Origin of the sequence: Kitasatospora sp. NPDC098663, assembly GCF_044760075.1 — a bacterium.
Taxonomy (GTDB): Bacteria; Actinomycetota; Actinomycetes; order Streptomycetales; family Streptomycetaceae; genus Kitasatospora.
In genome coordinates, this window is sequence record NZ_JBIWAP010000012.1 from 38,460 (window position 1) to 56,291 (window position 17,832).

Genomic DNA, 17,832 nt, shown 5'->3' on the forward strand with positions numbered 1-17,832 from the left:
TGTACGGGCCCTCAGCGCCCGCGTGGGAGGCCCAGCTCGGCCAGTCGGGCCGGCATGCCGCCCGGCCCGCCCGGACCACCGTGCGCGCCCGGCCGGCGCTGGCCGGGCAGCGGGGCGCCGCCGGGGGGCGGGGCGGGCCGGCGCGCCAGCGGGCCGGGCTGGGTCTGGTGGACGGGTCCGCTGCCGGTGCCGTGCACCGGGGCGTCCCCGGCGGGGGCGACGCCGAGCGGCGCCAGGTCGATCTGCACCCCGCAGTCGGCGATCGCGTCGAGTTGCCGGGCGGTGCCGTCGTCGGCGGTCGCCTGCTCGTCCGTGACCAGCCGGGTGATGTTCTCGGTGGGCACGGTCTGGAACATGGAGTCCGCGCCGAGCTTGGTGTGGTCGGCGAGGACGATGACCTCGTTGGCCGACTGCACCAGCGCCCGGTCCACGCTCGCGGACAGCATGTTGGCGGTGGACAGGCCCCGCTCCGCGGTCAGCCCGCTGCCGGAGATGAAGGCCTTGGAGACCCTCAGCCCGTGCAGGGACTGCTCGGCACCGCTGCCGACCAGCGCGTAGTTGGAACCCCGCAGGGTGCCGCCGGTCATCACCACCTCCACCCGGTTGGCGTGCGCCAGCGCCTGGGCGACCAGCAGCGAGTTGGTGACCACGGTGAGGCCGGGCACCCTGGCCAGCCTGCGGGCCAGCTCCTGGGTGGTGGTGCCGGCGCCGACCACCACCGCGTCCCCCTCCTCCACCAGGCCGGCGGCGAGGTCCGCGATGGCGCTCTTCTCCGCCGCGGAGAGGTGGGTCTTCTGCGGGTAGCCGGGTTCGCGGCTGAAGCCGCCGGGGAGCACCGCGCCGCCGTGCCGGCGGTCGAGGAGCCCTTCTGCCTCCAGTGCCCGTACGTCGCGGCGCACGGTCACTTCGGAGGTCTGGACGACGCGGGCCAACTCCCGGAGCGAGACCGCTCCGTTGGCGCGCACCATTTCGAGGATCAACTGGCGACGTTCTGCTGCAAACACAGAACCGACGGTAACGTGCGTGACCGTCTGCTTTCAGGCGTTTGCAGCTAGTAGCTGGAATTGCTCGCGCAAGAGCGGCGCGTGACCGTACAATACGCGCCGTCAGCAGCCCGGGGCCGCGCCCGCCGTCCGGGTGACGATCACTCCTGCGCAAAGGGCGGCCACCGATCGGCAGCCGCCCTCAACTGTGCGCCGGAGGTTCAGGATTCGCCCTCGACCCGCTTGCGGATGTGCAGTTGCCGGGCGGCCTCGGCGGTCGAGCCGGAGACCGACGGGTAGACGGTGAAGGCGCTGGCCACCTGTTCGACGGTCAGATTGGCGTCCACCGCGAGCGCGATCGGGTGGATGAGCTCGCTGGCCCGCGGGGCGACGACCACGCCGCCCACCACGATGCCGGTGCCCGGGCGGCAGAACAGCTTCACGAAGCCGTCCCGGATGCCCTGCATCTTCGCCCGCGGGTTGCCGCGCAGCGGCAGCTTGACCACGACCGCGTCCATCTTGCCGCACTCCACATCGGCCGCGGTGTAGCCGACGGTGGCGATCTCCGGGTCGGTGAAGACGTTGGAGGCGACGGTCTTCAGGTTCAGCGGCTGCACCGCGTCGCCGAGCGCGTGGTACATCGCGATCCGGCCCTGCATGGCCGCCACCGAGGCGAGCATGAAGACGCCGGTGCAGTCGCCGGCCGCGTAGACGCCCGGGGCGCTGGTGCGGGAGACCCGGTCGACCTGGATCTGGCCCCAGTCGTTGAGCTTGACCCCGGCCTCCTCCAGACCCATCTCCGCGGTGTTGGGGATCGAGCCGACCGCCATCAGGCAGTGCGTGCCCTCGATCACCTTGCCGTCGGCGAGGGCCACCTCGACCCGGTCGCCGATCCGCTTGACGCTCTCGGCGCGCGAGCGGCCCATCACGTTCATGCCGCGGCGGCGGAAGACGTCCTCCAGCACCTCGGCGGCGTCCGGGTCCTCGCCCGGCAGCACCCGGTCACGGCTGGAGACCAGGGTGACCTTGGAGCCGAGCGCCTGGTAGGCGCCCGCGAACTCGGCGCCGGTCACACCGGAGCCGACCACGATCAGCTCGCGGGGCAGCTCCTCCAGGTCGTACACCTGGGTCCAGGTGAGGATCCGCTCGCCGTCCGGCTGGGCGTCCGGCAGCTCGCGGGGGTGGGCGCCGGTGGCGATCAGCACCGCGTCGGCGCGCAGCGACTGGACGGTGCCGTCCGGCGCGTCCACCAGCACCTCGCGGGAGCCGTCCACCGCCTGGCCGCCGCCGCCGAGCCGGCCGCGGCCGCGCAGCACGGTGACCCCGGCCCGGGTGACCGACTGGGTGATGTCGTGGGACTGCGCGATCGCCAGTCGCTTCACACGGCGGTTGACCTTGCCCAGGTCCACGCCGATGACCTTGGCCGCGTCGGCGGCCTCGTCCTGCGCGACGGTGATGCCCAGCTCCTCGTACGAGCTGTCGAAGGTGGTCATCACCTCCGCGGTCGCGATCAGGGTCTTCGACGGCACGCAGTCGGTGAGCACCGCCGATCCGCCCAGACCGTCGCGGTCGACGACGGTCACCTCCGCGCCGAGCTGCGCGGCCACCAGCGCAGCCTCGTAGCCGCCGGGTCCGCCACCGATGATCACGATCCGAGTCACGTGCACCATTGTCCCGCACGCCGGGAGCGCCGCCACGCCGGGGTCCGGGCTTCTGTGCGATCGCCCAGTCGCCACGGACCGTCCATCGACCGGGCTAGTCTTCCCCCCATGCCCCTTTACGCCGCGTATGCCACCAACCTCGATGCACGGCAGATGACCCGCCGCGCCCCGCACTCACCACTGCGCGGCACCGGGTGGCTGGACGGCTGGCGGCTCACCTTCGGCGGTGAACAGCTCGGCTGGGAGGGCTCGTTGGCCACCGTCGTCGAGGACGGCAAGGACCAGGTCTTCGTCTCGCTGTACGACGTCGCGCCGATGGACGAGGAGGGCCTGGACCGCTGGGAGGGCGTCCAGCTCGGCATCTACCGCAAGATCAAGCTGCGCGCGCAGACCCTGGACGGCGACACCCCGGTCTGGACGTACGTGCTCAACGACTACGAGGGCGGCCTGCCCGCGGCCCGCTACCTCGGCCTGGTCGCCGACGCCGCGGAGAGCGCCGGCGCCCCGCACGACTACGTGATGGACCTGCGCCGCCGCCCCTGCTAGGGCGCGTTAGCCCTGGCCCGCGACCCAGCCGCGGGCCGTCTGCGCCAGCACCCCGGCCACCACCGCGCGGCGGGCCGGCTCGGTGCGCAGCCCGTTGCCCAGCTCGACGTGCAGCCACGGCACACCGAGCCCGGCCGCGAACCGGCCCTCGACGTTGGTGGTGCCCCCGAGCTGCCCGCACTTCTCCCGCCAGGCCCGGCAGGCCGCGTACCCGGCCCGGCCCAGCCCGCCGGCGGTCAGCTCGGCGGCCGGGCCCGGCTGACCGGCGCCGCTGGAGACCACCGCGTCCTGCCCGGGCAGGCTGCCCTCGTCGAAGCCGTGCACCTGGATCCCGGGCAGGCCGCGCCCGGTGAGCGCCTCGACCACCGCCGCGAAGACCGTGTCCGCGCGGTGCGCGACGTCCGAGGCGCCGTCCGCCCCGGCCCGGCGGTGCGCCCCGGCGAGCACCAGCACCCCGCCCGGCTCGGCCCGGAAGAGGTCCACCCCGAGCGCCTCGGTCCGGGCGTCCGAGACCGGGTGGGGCACCTGCACGGACCAGCCCGCCCGGGCCGAGAGGTCCAGGTAGACCCGGCCCCAGCCGCGGCTCCCGGCGTCCGTGCCGTCGGCGATCTCCGCCACCCGGCGGCCGGTCGCCGCCTCGGTGAACTCGGTGAGCCGGTAGCCGACTCGCGCCAGCGAGCGCCCGGCCTGCTCGGTCTGCCCGTCCAGCGCGCCGAGCACGCCGTCGGCGATCGCCCGGCGCTGCCCGGCGTCCGGCACGGTGTACGGGCCGCCCGGGGTGAACCCGGCGGTGTACCCGTCGACCAGCGCCGCCAGGTCCACCGGGGCGGGCCCGGTCGGTCCGCTCCGGCCCGCCGCGACGCCCTCCGCCGACGGCCGTTCGGCCGAGCCGCGCACGGCCAGCGTCAGCACCGCCGCGAGCGACGCCAGCACCAGCAGCACCGCCGCCGCCAGCGGCAACGGGCGCCGCGAACCCCGAGTCTCCATGGCCGTCGAACCTACCGTGCCACCCGCCGCGAACCACCGGGGGCCGCCGGGAGCCGCCCACCACGCCCGGTTCGCGGAAAGAGATCCCGAAGCGGCACCCGATCGACACCGGAACGTGACAACTTTTCGAAATCTCCTTCGTACGCTGTTCCGGCTTGACCAACTCTTGATCAGCGTTTGACCGACGAGAAGGCCGGCGGACCTCCAGGGGACAGGTGCGCCGAGCCCCGAGAAGAACGAGGCCCCGTGAGCACGGCACCCAACCCGCCGCGACAGCACCGCTATCGCCGCCGGGCCGACATGCCGCTGCTGGGAGGCATCCGCCCGCCCATCGCGCTGCTGCTGGTACTGCTGCTCGCCGTCGCCGCCATCACCGCGCTCGCCGTCGGCGGGCTGCGCGTCGACGACACCCCGCAGGCCGTCCGGGAGTCCCACCAGTACGCCGCCGAGGACACCGCGGCCTCGCTGCGCGCCGGGCTGCACGAGAGCGCCACCGACCTGCGCCGGGCCGCCGCCCGCTACGACGCCGCGCCCGCCGAGCCGGCCGCGGTGCTGTCCGCGCTCGGCCAGGCGTACCACAAGTGGCGCGGCACGGCGGTGGTCCGCCCCGACACCGGCCGGCTGCTCGCCGCCCGCGGCGAGACCGTGCCGCTGGCCGGCCTCGACCTCAGCCGGGTCACCGACACCGCGCCCGCGCCCGTCCTGGTGCCGTCCACCACCGGCACCCGGCTGCTCACCTTCGCCCTGGTCACCACCAAGGCCGACGGCCGCGCCCTGCTGGTCGCCTCCGACAACCTGCGGCTGCCCGGCATCGCGACCCGCAAGGAACAGACCATCCAGGTCCTCGACGCCGCCGGCGCCGTCCTGGACAGCACCGGCGCCGAACTCGGCGCCGAGGCCGACCGCGCCGTGATCACCGGTGCCCGCGAGCGCGCCGCCCGCGAACGCCCGGCCCCCGGCGGGACGGCCGCCGGCAGCCTGTCCGGCAGCCCGGACGCCAAGGGCGTGCGGCGGGTCGCCGGCTACGCCGCCGTCGGCACCGCGGGCGGGCACGACCTGGCCGCCCCGCTCGGCCTGACCGTGGTCTCCACCAGCACCGTCGACGGCAAGCCCGGCAGCCTGCGCCACCCCGCGCTCGGCCTGACCGCCGCCGGCGCGCTGCTCGCCCTGGCCCTGCTGCTCGCGTGGTACCTGAGCCGCAGCCTCCAGCGGCCGCTGCTGCGGCTGTTCCTGGAGTCCCGCCGGCTCACCCGCGGCGAACGGCTCGACGTGCCGGTCCGCGGCCCGAAACGGAGGGAGGCCGGCCGGATCGCCCGCGCCCTGGAGGAGCTGCGGCTGCAACTCCTCGACCCGGCCCGCCCGCCGGCCCCCGCCGCGCCGAAGCGCCGCCCCGGCACCGCGCTGCCGCTGGCGCTGTGCGCCGTCCTGGTGCTCGGCTGGTCCGGCCCGCTGCTGTTCCTGGGCGGCAACGACCCGACCGTACGGGTCCCCACCCAGGTGGTGGCGGGCCAGCGCGACCGCACCGACACCGCCGCCGACCGGATCCGCCAGGCGCTCAACGAGGGCTACGCGGACCTGCGTTCGCTCGCCCCCGAACTCGCCGGCGCCTCCGTCGGCAGGGCCGACGCCCTGCTGCGCGCCACCCTCGCCGAGCACGACCGCTACCGCGCGCTGTACGTCCTCGGCGCGAACGGCGAGGTCCTCGCGCGCGCCGGCGACACCCCGCACCGCACCGGCCCGCAGGCCCTCGGCGCGAGCGGCGTGCTGCTGCTCAACAGTTCCGGCCGGGAGCCCCGGATCGCCGCCCGCGCGGCCCTCACCGCCGCCCCCGCCGACGCGGAGGCGGAGGGCGCCGCCGAGCCGCCGGGGCCCGTGCTGATCGGCGAGTTCAAGACGGACTTCCTCAGCGGGCTGCTGGTCCGCCCCGGCCTCGGCCGGGTCTGGCTGGTCGACGACCGGCAGCGGGTGCTCGCCGCCAACGAGGGCTACAGCTCCTTCGGCGAGCTGCCCGAGGGCCGTGCCAGGGCCCTGCTGGCCCAGGCGAAGAAGTCGGCCGCCGCCGAGGTGCTGCGCGGCGGCGGTGACCCGGCGCTGTTCGCCGCCGCCCCGCTCGGCGGCAACGGCAGCGTGGCCAAGCTGGGCTGGTCTGTGGTCACCGCCCACCCGGTGGCCTGGCTGCACCTGGACGAGAACCGGGCCGACCGGCGGGCCGTGCTGGCCGGCATGCTCGGCCTGGCCGCGGCCGCGCTCTGCCTCGGCTGGCTGTTCATCGCGGTCGGCCTGCCGCTGCGCCGGCTCGCGGCGAGCGCCGAGGCGCTGGCCGCCGGGGACCGCCGGACGGTGCTCTACCCCGTCCACCACGACGAGGTCGGCGCCGTCGCCCGCAGCCTGGAGCTGATCCGCCAGGAGCTCGTCCGTCAGGAGCCGGCCCGCCCCCGCCGCACCGCCGCCCCCGAGTCCGCCCCCGTGCCCGCGCACGCCCGCTGAGCCCCGCCCGAAGGACCTCCCGTGCTCTTCCTCTACGTCGTGCTGCTGGTGTGCTGCGCCGTGCTGCTGGTGGCCGGCATCGTCGAGCAGCGCCGGCACTTCGCCGCGCTGGAACAGATCCCGACCCGGGTGCTGGTCAACGGCATCCGCGGCAAGAGCTCGATCACCCGGCTCTGCGCGGGCGCGCTGCGCGGCGGCGGGCTGGTGACGGTCGCCAAGACCACCGGCACGGCGGCCCGGTTCATCCACCCGGACGCCACCGAGGAACCGGTCTACCGCAAGTTCGGCATCGCCAACGTGGTCGAGCAGATCGGCATCGTCCGCCGCGCCGCCACCTACCGGCCGGACGCCCTGGTGATCGAGTGCATGGCCGTCATGCCGGCGCTCCAGGAGGTCAACCAGACCAAGCTGATCCGCTCCACCATCGGCGTGCTGTGCAACGTCCGCGAGGACCACCTCGCCGAGATGGGCCCGACCCTGGACGACGTCGCCCGCTCGCTGTCCCGCTCGATGCCGGTCGGCGGGGTGTGCGTCACCGCCGAGCAGGAGCGCGCGCACATCCTGCGCGCGGAGGCGGCCCGGCGCGACTGCGAACTGATCGTGGTGGACCCGGAGTCGGTCACCGACGAGGAACTGCGCGGGTTCAGCTGGTTCACCTTCAAGGAGAACGTGGCGATCGCCCTGGCCGTCGCCGAACTCCTCGGCGTGGAGCGGCGGACCGCGCTGCGGGGCATGTGGGCTGCCCCGCCGGACCCGGGCGTGCTGTCGGTCGAGCGCTACCGCACCGAGGACGGCAAGCGGCTGCGCTTCGCCAACGTCTTCGCCGCCAACGACCCCGAGTCCACGCTGATGAACGTCCGCCAGCTGGAGGGCCTGGGCGCGATCCACCGCCCGCTCAACGTGGTGATCAACTGCCGCCCGGACCGGGTGGAGCGCAACGGCCAGATGGGCCAGATCGTGCCCGACCTCGACCCGGACGCCGTGTTCCTGATCGGCCACCCCACCAGGAGCGCCCGGGACGGCATCCCGGCCGGGTGGTCCGGCCGGGTGGTCGACCTCGGCGGCGACAAGCGCGACCCGGCCCGGCTCACCGCCGAACTGCTGGCCGAACTCGGGCCGGACTCCTCGCTGGTGGCCGTCGGCAACATCCACGGCCAGGGCGAACTGTTCCTGGAGGAGCTGGCCCGGCTCGCCCCCGACGAGGCCCCGGACGCGCCCGACGCCCCCGAACTCCCGTACCACGAGCCCGAACCGCTCTACCCCGAGCCGGTGTACGACTCCGCGTACCGGCCCGTCCACCACCCCGAACCGCTCCCCGACTCCTGGTTCGAGCCCCACCCCCACACCCCCCACCACGGAGACCAGCAGTGATCCCCACCGAGCTCACCCCCGAGATCGCCGCCATCGGCATCGCGCTCGGCCTGGTCTTCTCGCTCGTCTGCTACCTGACCACCAACCTCTCCCCCGGCGGCATGATCACCCCCGGCTGGCTGGCCCTCACCCTGGTCGAGGACCTCCAGCGGGTGGCCATCGTGATCGGCGTGACGGTGCTGACCTACCTCGCCACCCGGGTGGTCCAGAAGCTGGTGATCCTGTACGGCAAGCGGCTGTTCGCCGCCGTGGTGCTGATCGGCGTGCTGCTGCAGGCCACCGTGATGCTGGTCCTCCAGCGCGAACTGCCCACCCTGTACGCCAACCAGACGCTCGGGTTCATCGTCCCCGGCCTGATCGCCTACCAGCTGGTCCGCCAGCCCCGGGCGGCCACCCTGATGGCCACCAGCACGGTGACGCTCGCCAACTACGTGGTGCTCACCGCCGGCGTCCTGCTCGGCGCCCTGCCCGGCACCTGATCCCCCCGTTCAGGAACCCCCGCCAGGAATCCCCGCAGGAACCCCCAGGAAGACCCCGATGCCCGTCACCCGCAAGTCCCTGCTCAGCGGCGGCCTCGCCGTGGCCCTGCTGGCCGCCAGCGGCTACCTCACCGTCCAACTGCGCGACCGCGACCGCGACCGGCCGTCGGACCCGGGCGGCGGCGCGCCGCTGATCACCACCACCGCCGTGCCGGGCCAGACCCAGGGCACCACCGCCGAGTACCGCTACGAGCGGCTGGGCGGCCCGGACCGCACGGTGGTCCGGGACGCCCGCGGCGGCGTGGTCGCCACCCTGACCGACAGTGCCCGCACCGCCGTCCTGGCCGGCCCGAGCCGCACCTTCGCCGAGCCGGGCACCACCACGGCCACCGTGGTGACGGACACCTGGGTCCGGCTGATGCCGCAGCCGTGGCGGCCGGGCGCCGAGCAGGAGGGCTGGTTCCGCACCTGGTTCCAGCAGTCGCTCGGCTCCACCGCGGACGACGTGCTGGCGGTGGCCACCCAGTACCTGGCCGGCGCGGCGCCGGAGAAGGACGCCAAGGGCGTGCGGTTCAAGGGCGACGCCTCCTTCGGCCCGCTCAACCCGAACGGTTCGGTGGGCAACGACCTGCGGCTGGAGCAGACCGACTTCCTCGACTACCTCGGCGTCCCGTACACGTTCGCCGACAAGGTGGCCAAGCAGCCGGACAGGACGCGCTACGGCGCCTTCGACTGCTCCGGGTACGTCCGGATGGTCTACGGCTACCGCTCCGGCTACCCGCTGCTCTCCAAGGACGTGGCCGGTCCCGGCCTGCCGCGCAGCGCCAACGGCCTGGCCCGGGTCGGCCCGGGCGTCCCGGTGCTGCCGCTGACCACCGCGCCGGGCTCGGACACCACCCTGCGGCCGGCCTCGATCGACCCGCTCCAGCCCGGTGACCTGGTGTTCTTCGAGATCGACGCCCGCACCGGCGCCCGGCTCGACCACACCGGCATCTACCTGGGCCTGGACACCGACGGCCACCCCCGGTACATCTCCAGCCGGGAGGAGGCGGACGGCCCGACCTTCGGCGACAAGGGCGGCACCGCGCGACTGGACGACAACGGCCTGTACGCGAAGGGGCTGCGCAGCGCGAAACGGCTCTGAACCCGGGCCCGGCACCTCGCACCGACCCCGCACCGACTTGTACGTACCGACGAGCGGCGTCACCCGAAAGGCGCCACCGAGCTGTGCTTTCGGGTCAACCGGGTAACGATCCGGCATGCCGCACCGGATTTTCTACGCGCGTAGTCGAAACCCGTCTATCCTCGGAGCCGTGAACGCATCTCCTCAGTCGGTCGTCTCCGCCGACCCCTACGCCGCCGCCCAGGCCGCCGCCGAGCGCCTGCGCGAGCTGACCGGTGCCGAGCGGCACGACGTCGCCCTGGTGATGGGCTCCGGCTGGGTGCCGGCCGCCGACGCCCTGGGCGAGACCGTGGCCGAGTTCCCGGTCACCGAGCTCCCGGGCTTCCCCGCCCCCGCCGTCGCCGGCCACGCCGGCACGATCCGCTCGGTGAAGATCGGCGACAAGCGCGCCCTGATCTTCCTCGGCCGCAACCACTACTACGAGGGCCACGGCGTGGCCACCGTCGTCCACGGCGTGCGCACCGCCGCCGCGGCCGGCTGCGGCATCATCGTGCTGACCAACGGCTGCGGCGGTCTGCGCGAGGGCTGGGTCCCCGGCCAGCCGGTCCTGATCAGCGACCACATCAACCTGACCGCGGACTCCCCGATCGTCGGCGCCAACTTCGTCGACCTCACCGACCTGTACTCCAAGCGCCTGCGCGCGCTCTGCCGCGAGGTGGACCCGAGCCTGGACGAGGCCGTCTACGTCCAGTTCCGCGGCCCGCACTACGAGACCCCGGCCGAGGTCAACATGGCCCGGGTGATCGGCGGCGAGCTGGTCGGCATGTCCACCACCCTGGAGGCCATCGCCGCCCGCGAGGCCGGCTCCGAGGTGCTCGGCATCTCGCTGGTCACCAACCTGGCCGCCGGCATCACCGGCGAGCCGCTCAACCACGCCGAGGTGCTGGAGGCCGGCAAGGCCTCCGCCGAGCGCATGGGCGAGCTGCTCGCGAAGGTCCTTGAGCGGATCTGACAGGGCTTGGGCGCACAATCATGAGCGACGGGGCCCTCGGGCGGCCGTGATCCGTTGATCACGCCCCGCGGGCCCCGTCCGCATGTGCACCCCCACTTCTTTGCGGAACCCTCCGGCCGACCACCCGACGCACTTCCCGATGGAGCAGGCAGCCATGACGCAGGCAACCACCACCGACCTCCTCGCCCGGGCCCGAACCTGGCTGGCCGAGGACCCCGACCCGCAGACCCGCGAGGAGCTGACGGCCCTGCTCGCCCGGGCCGAGGACCCGGCGGCCGAGACGGATGGCAAGCTCGCCTGGGCGGACCTCGCCGAGCGCTTCGCCGACCGGCTCCAGTTCGGCACCGCCGGCCTGCGCGGCGAACTGGGCGCGGGCCCGATGCGGATGAACCGGGCCGTGGTGATCCGGGCCGCCGCCGGCCTGGTCGCCTACGTCAAGCAGCAGAACCTGGGCGACCTGGTCGTGATCGGCTACGACGCCCGCCACAAGTCCTACGACTTCGCCCGGGACACCGCCGCCGTGGTGGTCGGCGCCGGCCTGCGCGCCGCGCTGCTGCCGCGCCCGCTGCCGACCCCGGTGCTCGCCTTCGCCGTCCGCCACCTGGGCGCGGCCGCCGGCGTCACCGTGACCGCCAGCCACAACCCGCCGCAGGACAACGGCTACAAGGTCTACCTGGGCGACGGCTCGCAGATCGTCCCGCCGGCCGACGCCGGGATCGCCGCCGAGATCGACGCCATCGCCTCGCTCCACGACGTCCCGCGCGCCGACGGCGGCTGGGAGGTTCTCGGCGAGGACGTCATCGAGGCCTACCTGGCCCGGGCCGTCTCGATCGTCGACGAGCACAGCCCGCGCAACCTCGACGTCGTCTACACCCCGATGCACGGCGTCGGCCGCGACACCCTGGTCGCCGCCTTCCGCCGGGCCGGCTTCCCCGCGCCCACCGTCGTCGCCGAGCAGGCCGAGCCCGACCCGGACTTCCCGACCGTGGCCTTCCCCAACCCGGAGGAGCCGGGGGCGATGGACCTCGCCTTCCGCACCGCCGCCGCGGTCGGCCCCGACATCGTGATCGCCAACGACCCGGACGCCGACCGCTGCGCGGTGGCCGTCCCGGCCCTCGCCAACGCGGCCGGCAGCGGCAACGGCACCTCCGGCTGGCGGATGCTGCGCGGCGACGAGGTCGGCGCGCTGCTCGGCGCGGCCCTGGTCGCCAAGAAGGCCGAGGGCGTCTTCGCCACCACCATCGTCTCCGCCACCCTGCTGGGCCGGATCGCCGAGGCCGCCGGCCTGGGCTACGCCGAGACGCTGACCGGCTTCAAGTGGCTCTCCCGCGCCGAGGGCCTGCGCTACGGCTACGAGGAGGCGCTCGGCTACTGCGTCGACCCGCAGGGCGTCCGGGACAAGGACGGCATCACCGCCGCCCTGCTGGTCGCCGAACTGGCCGCCACCCTCAAGACGTCCGGCCGCACCCTGACCGACCTGCTGGACGACCTGGCGCTGGAGCACGGCCTGCACGCCACCGACCAGCTGTCCGTCCGCGTGCAGGACCTCTCGCTGATCGCCGACGCCATGCGCCGGCTGCGCGAGCAGCCGCCGACCGTCCTGGCCGGCCTGCGGGTCACCCGCGCGGACGACCTGTCGGCCGGCTCCGCCGAGCTGCCGCCCACCGACGGCCTGCGCTACTACCTGGCCGGCGAGGCCGTCCGCTCGGCCCGCATCGTGGTCCGCCCGTCCGGCACCGAGCCCAAGCTCAAGTGCTACCTGGAGGTCGTCCTCCCGGTCGCCACCGCCGCCGACCTCGCCGCCACCCGCGAGCGGGCCGCCGAGCTGCTCGAAGCCGTCAAGCGCGACCTGGCCGAGGCCGCGGGCATCGCCGTCTGACGCCCGCCCGTACGAGAAGGGGCCCGCCGGTCGCGTACGTCGCGTACCGGCGGGCCCCTCGCGTGCTTCGGCTCAGACCGCGATCACCGTGATCAGCGCGGCCAGGCCGGCCAGCGTCGGCGCGATCACCCACCAGCACCACGCCACCTCGACCGGGCCGGCCGCGTCGGGGCGGCGGGCGTTGCGCTCGGCCATCTCCTGGAGCACGTTGGTCACCTGGTCGGACCAGGCGCGGGTCGGGTCTGGCGAGCCCTGCACCACCGGGTTGGTCTGGCGGCCGAACACCATCCCCATCCGGGAGGCGTGCTCGGCGCCGCCGCGCTGCTGGGCCCGGGTCGCCCGCTTGCGCTGCCGCAGCGACACCGGCACCGCCCACACCTGGTACTTCTTGCCGCCGGCCAGCAGCTCGACCGAGTACCCCGCGCGCAGCGCGTCCACCGAGGCCCACGGCGCGGTGATGGTCCGCCACGGGTTGCGCACCAGCAGTCGGCTGCGGTCCGCCAGCACCGCCGGGCGCAGCGTGTAGGCGATCACCGGGAAGGCGAACACCGGTACCGCCGCGAGCGAGACGTACGGCGTCTTCCCCGTCCCGTTCAGCATCGCGTCGCCGATCAGCCAGCCGGCGACGGCCAGCAGCAGCACTCCGGAGATCACACCGGGGACAGAGCGGTACACGCGGTCCGCGTACGCGGGATCCCCGTCGGGGGCGGCGGAACCCTGGCGGGGCTTGCCGTCGGAATCGGTCATGCCGTCGATTCTGCCCCATGCCCCCCACCGAGAGGTCTCGGTCCGGCATCGAATGCCGCCCCCGGGCCACCCGGTCGCCGGTCGCCGCGCGCCCCGGCCGTACCCGCCCCCGGCCGCCCGTCCGGCTCCGTGGAGGTCTCGGTCCGGCCACGAAAGGCAGGGCCCCTAGCGGTCGACTACGCGCGTAGATATGCTGCTCTGGTGACTATGTCCACTGTTGCAGCCAATGCCCTCGGCGTTGCGGGCAGCGGCCTTCAGGACGTTGCGGCGTCCGAGGCCTCGCTCCGCCGCTTCCTGCACGGCCTGCCCGGCGTCGACCAGGTCGGCCTTGAGGCGCGTGCCGCCACCCTCGGTACCCGCTCGATCAAGACCACGGCGAAGGCCTACGCCATCGACCTGGCGATCTCGATGATCGACCTGACCACGCTGGAAGGCGCGGACACGGTCGGCAAGGTGCGCGCCCTGTGCGCCAAGGGCAGGACCCCCGACCCGACCGATCCGACCACCCCCCGCGTCGCCGCCATCTGCGTCTACCCGGACATGGTCGCCACCGCGAAGGACGCCCTGCGGGGCACCGACATCCAGGTCGCCTCGGTGGCCACCGCCTTCCCGGCCGGCCGCGCCGCCCTCCCGGTGAAGCTCGCCGACACCGCCGACGCGGTCGCCGCGGGCGCCGACGAGATCGACATGGTGATCGACCGGGGAGCCTTCCTCTCCGGCCGCTACTACGACGTCTTCAACGAGATCGTCGCCGTCAAGGAGGCGTGCAAGCGCCCGGACGGCACCAGCGCCCACCTCAAGGTGATCTTCGAGACCGGCGAGCTGCAGACGTACGACAACGTGCGCCGCGTCTCCTGGCTGGCGATGCTGGCCGGCGCCGACTTCATCAAGACCTCCACCGGCAAGGTCGCCGTCAACGCGACCCCGCCGGTCACCCTGCTGATGCTGGAGGCGGTCCGCGACTTCAAGGCGCAGACCGGCGTCCAGGTCGGCGTGAAGCCCGCCGGTGGGATCAAGACCACCAAGGACGCGATGAAGTACCTGGTGATGGTCAACGAGACCCTCGGCGACGACTGGCTGAGCCCGCACTGGTTCCGCTTCGGTGCCTCCAGCCTGCTCAACGACCTGCTGATGCAGCGCCAGAAGCTCACCACCGGACGCTACTCCGGCCCCGACTACGTGACGGTGGACTGATCACCATGGCCAAGAAGAAGAACATCGAGGAGCCCGCGAAGGCCTCCGGCCTCTTCGCCTACGCCCCGGCCCCCGAGTCCCCCGCCGCCGCGGGCGACATCGCCACCTCCTACGGCCACTTCATCGGCGGCGAGTTCGTCGACTCCTCCGGCAGCGAGGCCCTGAAGACGGTCAACCCGGCCACCGAGCAGGTGCTCGCCGAGTTCGCCCAGGGCACCGACGAGGACGTGGACCGCGCGGTCGCCGCCGCCCGCAAGGCCTTCGCCGACTGGTCGGCGCTGCCGGGCAGCGAGCGCGGCAAGTACCTGTTCCGGATCGCCCGGATCATCCAGGAGCGCAGCCGCGAGCTGGCCGTGCTGGAGTCGATCGACAACGGCAAGCCGATCCGCGAGACCCGCGACTTCGACATCCCGACCGTCGCCGCGTGGTTCTTCTACTACGCCGGCTGGGCGGACAAGCTGGACTACGCGGGCTTCGGCCCGAACCCGCGCCCGCTGGGCGTGGCCGGCCAGGTCATCCCGTGGAACTTCCCGCTGATGATGCTGGCGTGGAAGATCGCGCCCGCCCTGGCGACCGGCAACACCGTCGTCCTCAAGCCGGCCGAGACCACCCCGCTGACGGCCCTGCGCTTCGCCGAGATCTGCCGCCAGGCCGGTCTGCCGAAGGGCGTCGTCAACATCGTCACCGGCGACGGCCGCACCGGCGCCGCGCTCACCGCGCACCCGGACGTCAACAAGGTCGCCTTCACCGGCTCCACCCCGGTCGGCAAGGCGATCGCCCGGCAGCTGGCCGGCAGCCGCAAGAAGCTGTCGCTGGAGCTGGGCGGCAAGGCCGCGAACATCGTCTTCGACGACGCACCGATCGACCAGGCGGTCGAGGGCATCGTCAACGGCATCTTCTTCAACCAGGGCCACGTCTGCTGCGCGGGCTCGCGCCTGCTGGTCCAGGAGTCGATCCAGGACGAGCTGCTGGACGCCCTGAAGCGCCGGATGTCCACCCTGCGCGTCGGCGACCCGCTGGACAAGAACACCGACATCGGCGCCATCAACTCGGCCGCCCAGCTGGCCCGGATCACCGAGCTGACCGACGCCGGCGAGGCCGAGGGCGCGGACCGCTGGTCGCCCGAGTGCGAACTCCCGGGCACCGGCTTCTGGTTCAAGCCGACCCTGTTCACCGGCGTCAGCCAGGCCCACCGGATCGCCCAGGAGGAGATCTTCGGCCCGGTCCTGTCGGTGCTGACCTTCCGCACCCCCGACGAGGCGGTCGCGAAGGCCAACAACACCCCGTACGGCCTCTCCGCCGGCATCTGGACGGAGAAGGGCTCGCGCATCCTCTGGACGGCGAGCCGGCTCAAGGCCGGCGTGGTCTGGGCCAACACCTTCAACAAGTTCGACCCGACCTCGCCGTTCGGCGGCTACAAGGAGTCGGGCCACGGCCGCGAGGGTGGCCGCCACGGTCTGGAGGCCTACCTCGATGTCTGATGTCGCGACGCGTCTTGACGTCTTCAAGACCTACAAGCTGTACGTCGGCGGGAAGTTCCCGCGCTCCGAGAGCGGGCGGGTGTACGAGGTGACGGACGCCAAGGGCCAGTGGCTCGCCAACGCCCCGCTGGGCACCCGCAAGGACGCCCGCGACGCCGTCCTGGCCGCCCGCGCGGCGGTCAAGGGCTGGGCCGGCACCACCGCGTACAACCGCGGCCAGGTGCTGTACCGGGTCGCCGAGATGCTGCAGGGCCGCCGCGAGCAGTTCGCCGCCGAGGTCTCCGCCGCCGAGGGCATCGGCCCGAAGAAGGCCGCCGCCCTGGTGGACGCCGCGATCGACCGCTGGATCTGGTACGCGGGCTGGACGGACAAGGTCGCCCAGATCGCGGGCGGCGCCAACCCGGTCGCCGGCCCCTTCTTCAACCTCTCCACCCCGGAGCCGACCGGCGTGGTCGGGATCGTCGCCCCGCAGGCCGGGTACGGGCACTCGCTGCTCGGCCTGGTCTCGGTGATCGCCCCGGCGATCGCCACCGGCAACACGGTCGTGGTCGCGGCCGCCGCGGACGCCCCGCTGCCGGCCCTGTCGCTGGGCGAGGTGCTCGCCACCTCGGACGTCCCCGGCGGCGTGGTCAACATCATCTCGGGCAGGACCGCCGACATCGCGCCCACCCTGGCCTCGCACCAGGACGTCAACGCGGTGGACCTCACCGGCGCGATCGCCGCCGACGGCCCCGGCGCGGCGCAGGCGCTGGAAGCGGCCGCCGCGGATACCCTGAAGAGGGTGGTCCGTCCGGAGCTGGACCCGTTCGCCCAGGACTGGACCAATGCGCCCGGTACCGACCGGCTACTCTCGTTCCTGGAGACGAAGACGGTCTGGCACCCGATGGGGATCTGACCGCCCCGTCGACCACCGAGTAACAACTCCACAGACTGGCCGTCCCCAGTGCCCTCTCCCCCCCAGGGCCCGGACGGTCATTGGACGGACCCGCGCCTCTCCCCCCCTGGCGCGGGTCCGTCGCCTTTCCCCGCCGTCTCGACACCGCCCCGGCGCCGTCCTCCGGCTCGCCGATCCCCGTAGCTCGCAGAAGGTGTGATCCGGCGGGTTTCGGCATCGGGCCCGGATGCGTCAGACTGGTGTCCCGTGAGTGACGACCCGCTGAATCCTGTGCCGATGACCCACGCCCGGGTCGTCCTGCTGTCCGGCCCCTCCGGCTCCGGCAAGTCCTCGCTCGCCGAGCGCAGCGGGCTACCGGTCCTGCAACTGGACGACTTCTACAAGGACGGGGACGACCCCACCCTGCCGCTGCTGCCCGACGGCGCGGTCGACTGGGACTCCCCGCTCGCCTGGCACCGCGACCAGGCGGTCGCCGCGATCCGCAGCCTCTACGAGACCGGCCGCGCCGACGTCCCGGTGTACTCGATCCCGGACAACGGCCGGATCGCCACCCGTGCCCTGGAGCTGGACGGCGCCCCCGCGTTCATCGCCGAGGGCATCTTCGCCGCCGAGATCACCGCCGAGTGCGCCGCCGAGGGCCTGCTCGGCGATGCCCTGTGCCTGCGCAACGGCGCGCTCACCACGGCCTGGCGCCGGCTGCGCCGGGACGTCCGGGAGGGCCGCAAGTCGCTGCCGGTGCTGCTGCGGCGCGGCTGGCGGCTGATGCGCGCCGAGCGGTCCATCGTCGGGCGGCAGGTCACCCTGGGCTCCCACCCGTGCGCCGGGGCCGAGGCCGAACGCCGGATCCGCGCCGCGGCCGGGCGGCGGGAGCTGTCCTCCGTCTGAGCCGTCCTCCGTCTGAGCCGTCCTCCGTCGGGGCCGTCCTCCGTTCGGGTGGGCCGTCTCCGGACGGGGGCTCGACGCGGAACGAAGACACGAAGAACGACG

At 73.9% G+C, this 17,832-nt stretch carries 15 protein-coding genes; 11 read left to right on the forward strand and 4 right to left on the reverse strand.

What is annotated here, in order from left to right; all coding sequences use genetic code 11:
- Positions 1-11: 11 nt before the first annotated feature.
- Complete coding sequence (locus ACIQVZ_RS15470; protein ID WP_350877310.1) at positions 12-1,004, reverse strand: DeoR/GlpR family DNA-binding transcription regulator; 993 nt, start codon at positions 1,002-1,004, stop codon at positions 12-14.
- 200 nt (positions 1,005-1,204) lie between these two features.
- Positions 1,205-2,653, reverse strand: a complete 1,449-nt coding sequence (locus ACIQVZ_RS15475; protein WP_350877308.1) for an NAD(P)H-quinone dehydrogenase — start codon at positions 2,651-2,653, stop codon at positions 1,205-1,207.
- 99 nt (positions 2,654-2,752) lie between these two features.
- Here ACIQVZ_RS15475 and ACIQVZ_RS15480 point away from each other — a divergent pair, with 99 nt between their 5' ends.
- Positions 2,753-3,190 carry a gamma-glutamylcyclotransferase gene (locus tag ACIQVZ_RS15480; protein ID WP_063349076.1) on the forward strand — a complete coding sequence of 146 codons (438 nt, stop codon included), beginning with the start codon at positions 2,753-2,755 and terminating at the stop codon, positions 3,188-3,190.
- Positions 3,191-3,196: 6 nt separating this feature from the next.
- Here the strand turns inward: ACIQVZ_RS15480 and ACIQVZ_RS15485 are convergent, their stop codons facing one another.
- Positions 3,197-4,177 carry a hypothetical protein gene (locus tag ACIQVZ_RS15485; RefSeq protein WP_402450355.1) on the reverse strand — a complete coding sequence of 327 codons (981 nt, stop codon included), beginning with the start codon at positions 4,175-4,177 and terminating at the stop codon, positions 3,197-3,199.
- Positions 4,178-4,423: 246 nt separating this feature from the next.
- Here ACIQVZ_RS15485 and ACIQVZ_RS15490 point away from each other — a divergent pair, with 246 nt between their 5' ends.
- The 6 genes from ACIQVZ_RS15490 to ACIQVZ_RS15515 all read left to right on the forward strand — a co-directional run bounded on the left by ACIQVZ_RS15490 (position 4,424) and on the right by ACIQVZ_RS15515 (position 12,528).
- A complete protein-coding gene (locus ACIQVZ_RS15490) occupies positions 4,424-6,664 on the forward strand; it encodes a HAMP domain-containing protein (RefSeq protein ID WP_402450358.1) in 2,241 nt (746 codons plus the stop codon).
- A gap of 21 nt (positions 6,665-6,685) precedes the next feature.
- Positions 6,686-8,035 carry a poly-gamma-glutamate synthase PgsB gene (gene pgsB, locus ACIQVZ_RS15495; RefSeq protein ID WP_350877302.1) on the forward strand — a complete coding sequence of 450 codons (1,350 nt, stop codon included), beginning with the start codon at positions 6,686-6,688 and terminating at the stop codon, positions 8,033-8,035.
- On the forward strand, positions 8,032-8,514 hold the full coding sequence (locus ACIQVZ_RS15500; protein ID WP_063349074.1) for a poly-gamma-glutamate biosynthesis protein PgsC/CapC: 483 nt from the start codon (positions 8,032-8,034) through the stop codon (positions 8,512-8,514). Before pgsB ends, ACIQVZ_RS15500 begins: the two co-directional genes overlap by 4 nt.
- A 58-nt stretch (positions 8,515-8,572) precedes the next feature.
- Positions 8,573-9,658, forward strand: a complete 1,086-nt coding sequence (locus tag ACIQVZ_RS15505; RefSeq protein ID WP_350877299.1) for an NlpC/P60 family protein — start codon at positions 8,573-8,575, stop codon at positions 9,656-9,658.
- Between the two features lie 169 nt (positions 9,659-9,827).
- On the forward strand, positions 9,828-10,649 hold the full coding sequence (locus ACIQVZ_RS15510; RefSeq protein WP_350877297.1) for a purine-nucleoside phosphorylase: 822 nt from the start codon (positions 9,828-9,830) through the stop codon (positions 10,647-10,649).
- 154 nt (positions 10,650-10,803) lie between these two features.
- A complete protein-coding gene (locus tag ACIQVZ_RS15515; RefSeq protein WP_402450361.1) occupies positions 10,804-12,528 on the forward strand; it encodes a phospho-sugar mutase in 1,725 nt (574 codons plus the stop codon).
- A gap of 72 nt (positions 12,529-12,600) precedes the next feature.
- Here the strand turns inward: ACIQVZ_RS15515 and ACIQVZ_RS15520 are convergent, their stop codons facing one another.
- The gene (locus ACIQVZ_RS15520; RefSeq protein ID WP_350877293.1) at positions 12,601-13,275 is read right to left on the reverse strand and encodes a PH domain-containing protein; all 675 of its coding nucleotides are present in this window, start codon (positions 13,273-13,275) and stop codon (positions 12,601-12,603) included.
- Between the two features lie 207 nt (positions 13,276-13,482).
- On the opposite strand from ACIQVZ_RS15520, the gene deoC reads away from it, so the two are divergent.
- The 4 genes from deoC to ACIQVZ_RS15540 all read left to right on the forward strand — a co-directional run bounded on the left by deoC (position 13,483) and on the right by ACIQVZ_RS15540 (position 17,730).
- A complete protein-coding gene (gene deoC, locus ACIQVZ_RS15525) occupies positions 13,483-14,469 on the forward strand; it encodes a deoxyribose-phosphate aldolase (protein ID WP_350877291.1) in 987 nt (328 codons plus the stop codon).
- A 5-nt stretch (positions 14,470-14,474) separates the two neighbouring features.
- Entirely contained in the window at positions 14,475-15,950 is a 1,476-nt protein-coding gene (locus ACIQVZ_RS15530) for an aldehyde dehydrogenase family protein (RefSeq protein ID WP_350877289.1), read from the forward strand.
- The gene (locus tag ACIQVZ_RS15535) at positions 15,943-16,845 is read left to right on the forward strand and encodes an aldehyde dehydrogenase family protein (protein WP_350877287.1); all 903 of its coding nucleotides are present in this window, start codon (positions 15,943-15,945) and stop codon (positions 16,843-16,845) included. Before ACIQVZ_RS15530 ends, ACIQVZ_RS15535 begins: the two co-directional genes overlap by 8 nt.
- A gap of 276 nt (positions 16,846-17,121) precedes the next feature.
- Positions 17,122-17,730, forward strand: coding sequence for an ATP-binding protein (locus tag ACIQVZ_RS15540; protein WP_402450364.1), 609 nt, complete (start codon positions 17,122-17,124; stop codon positions 17,728-17,730).
- Positions 17,731-17,832: the final 102 nt, after the last annotated feature.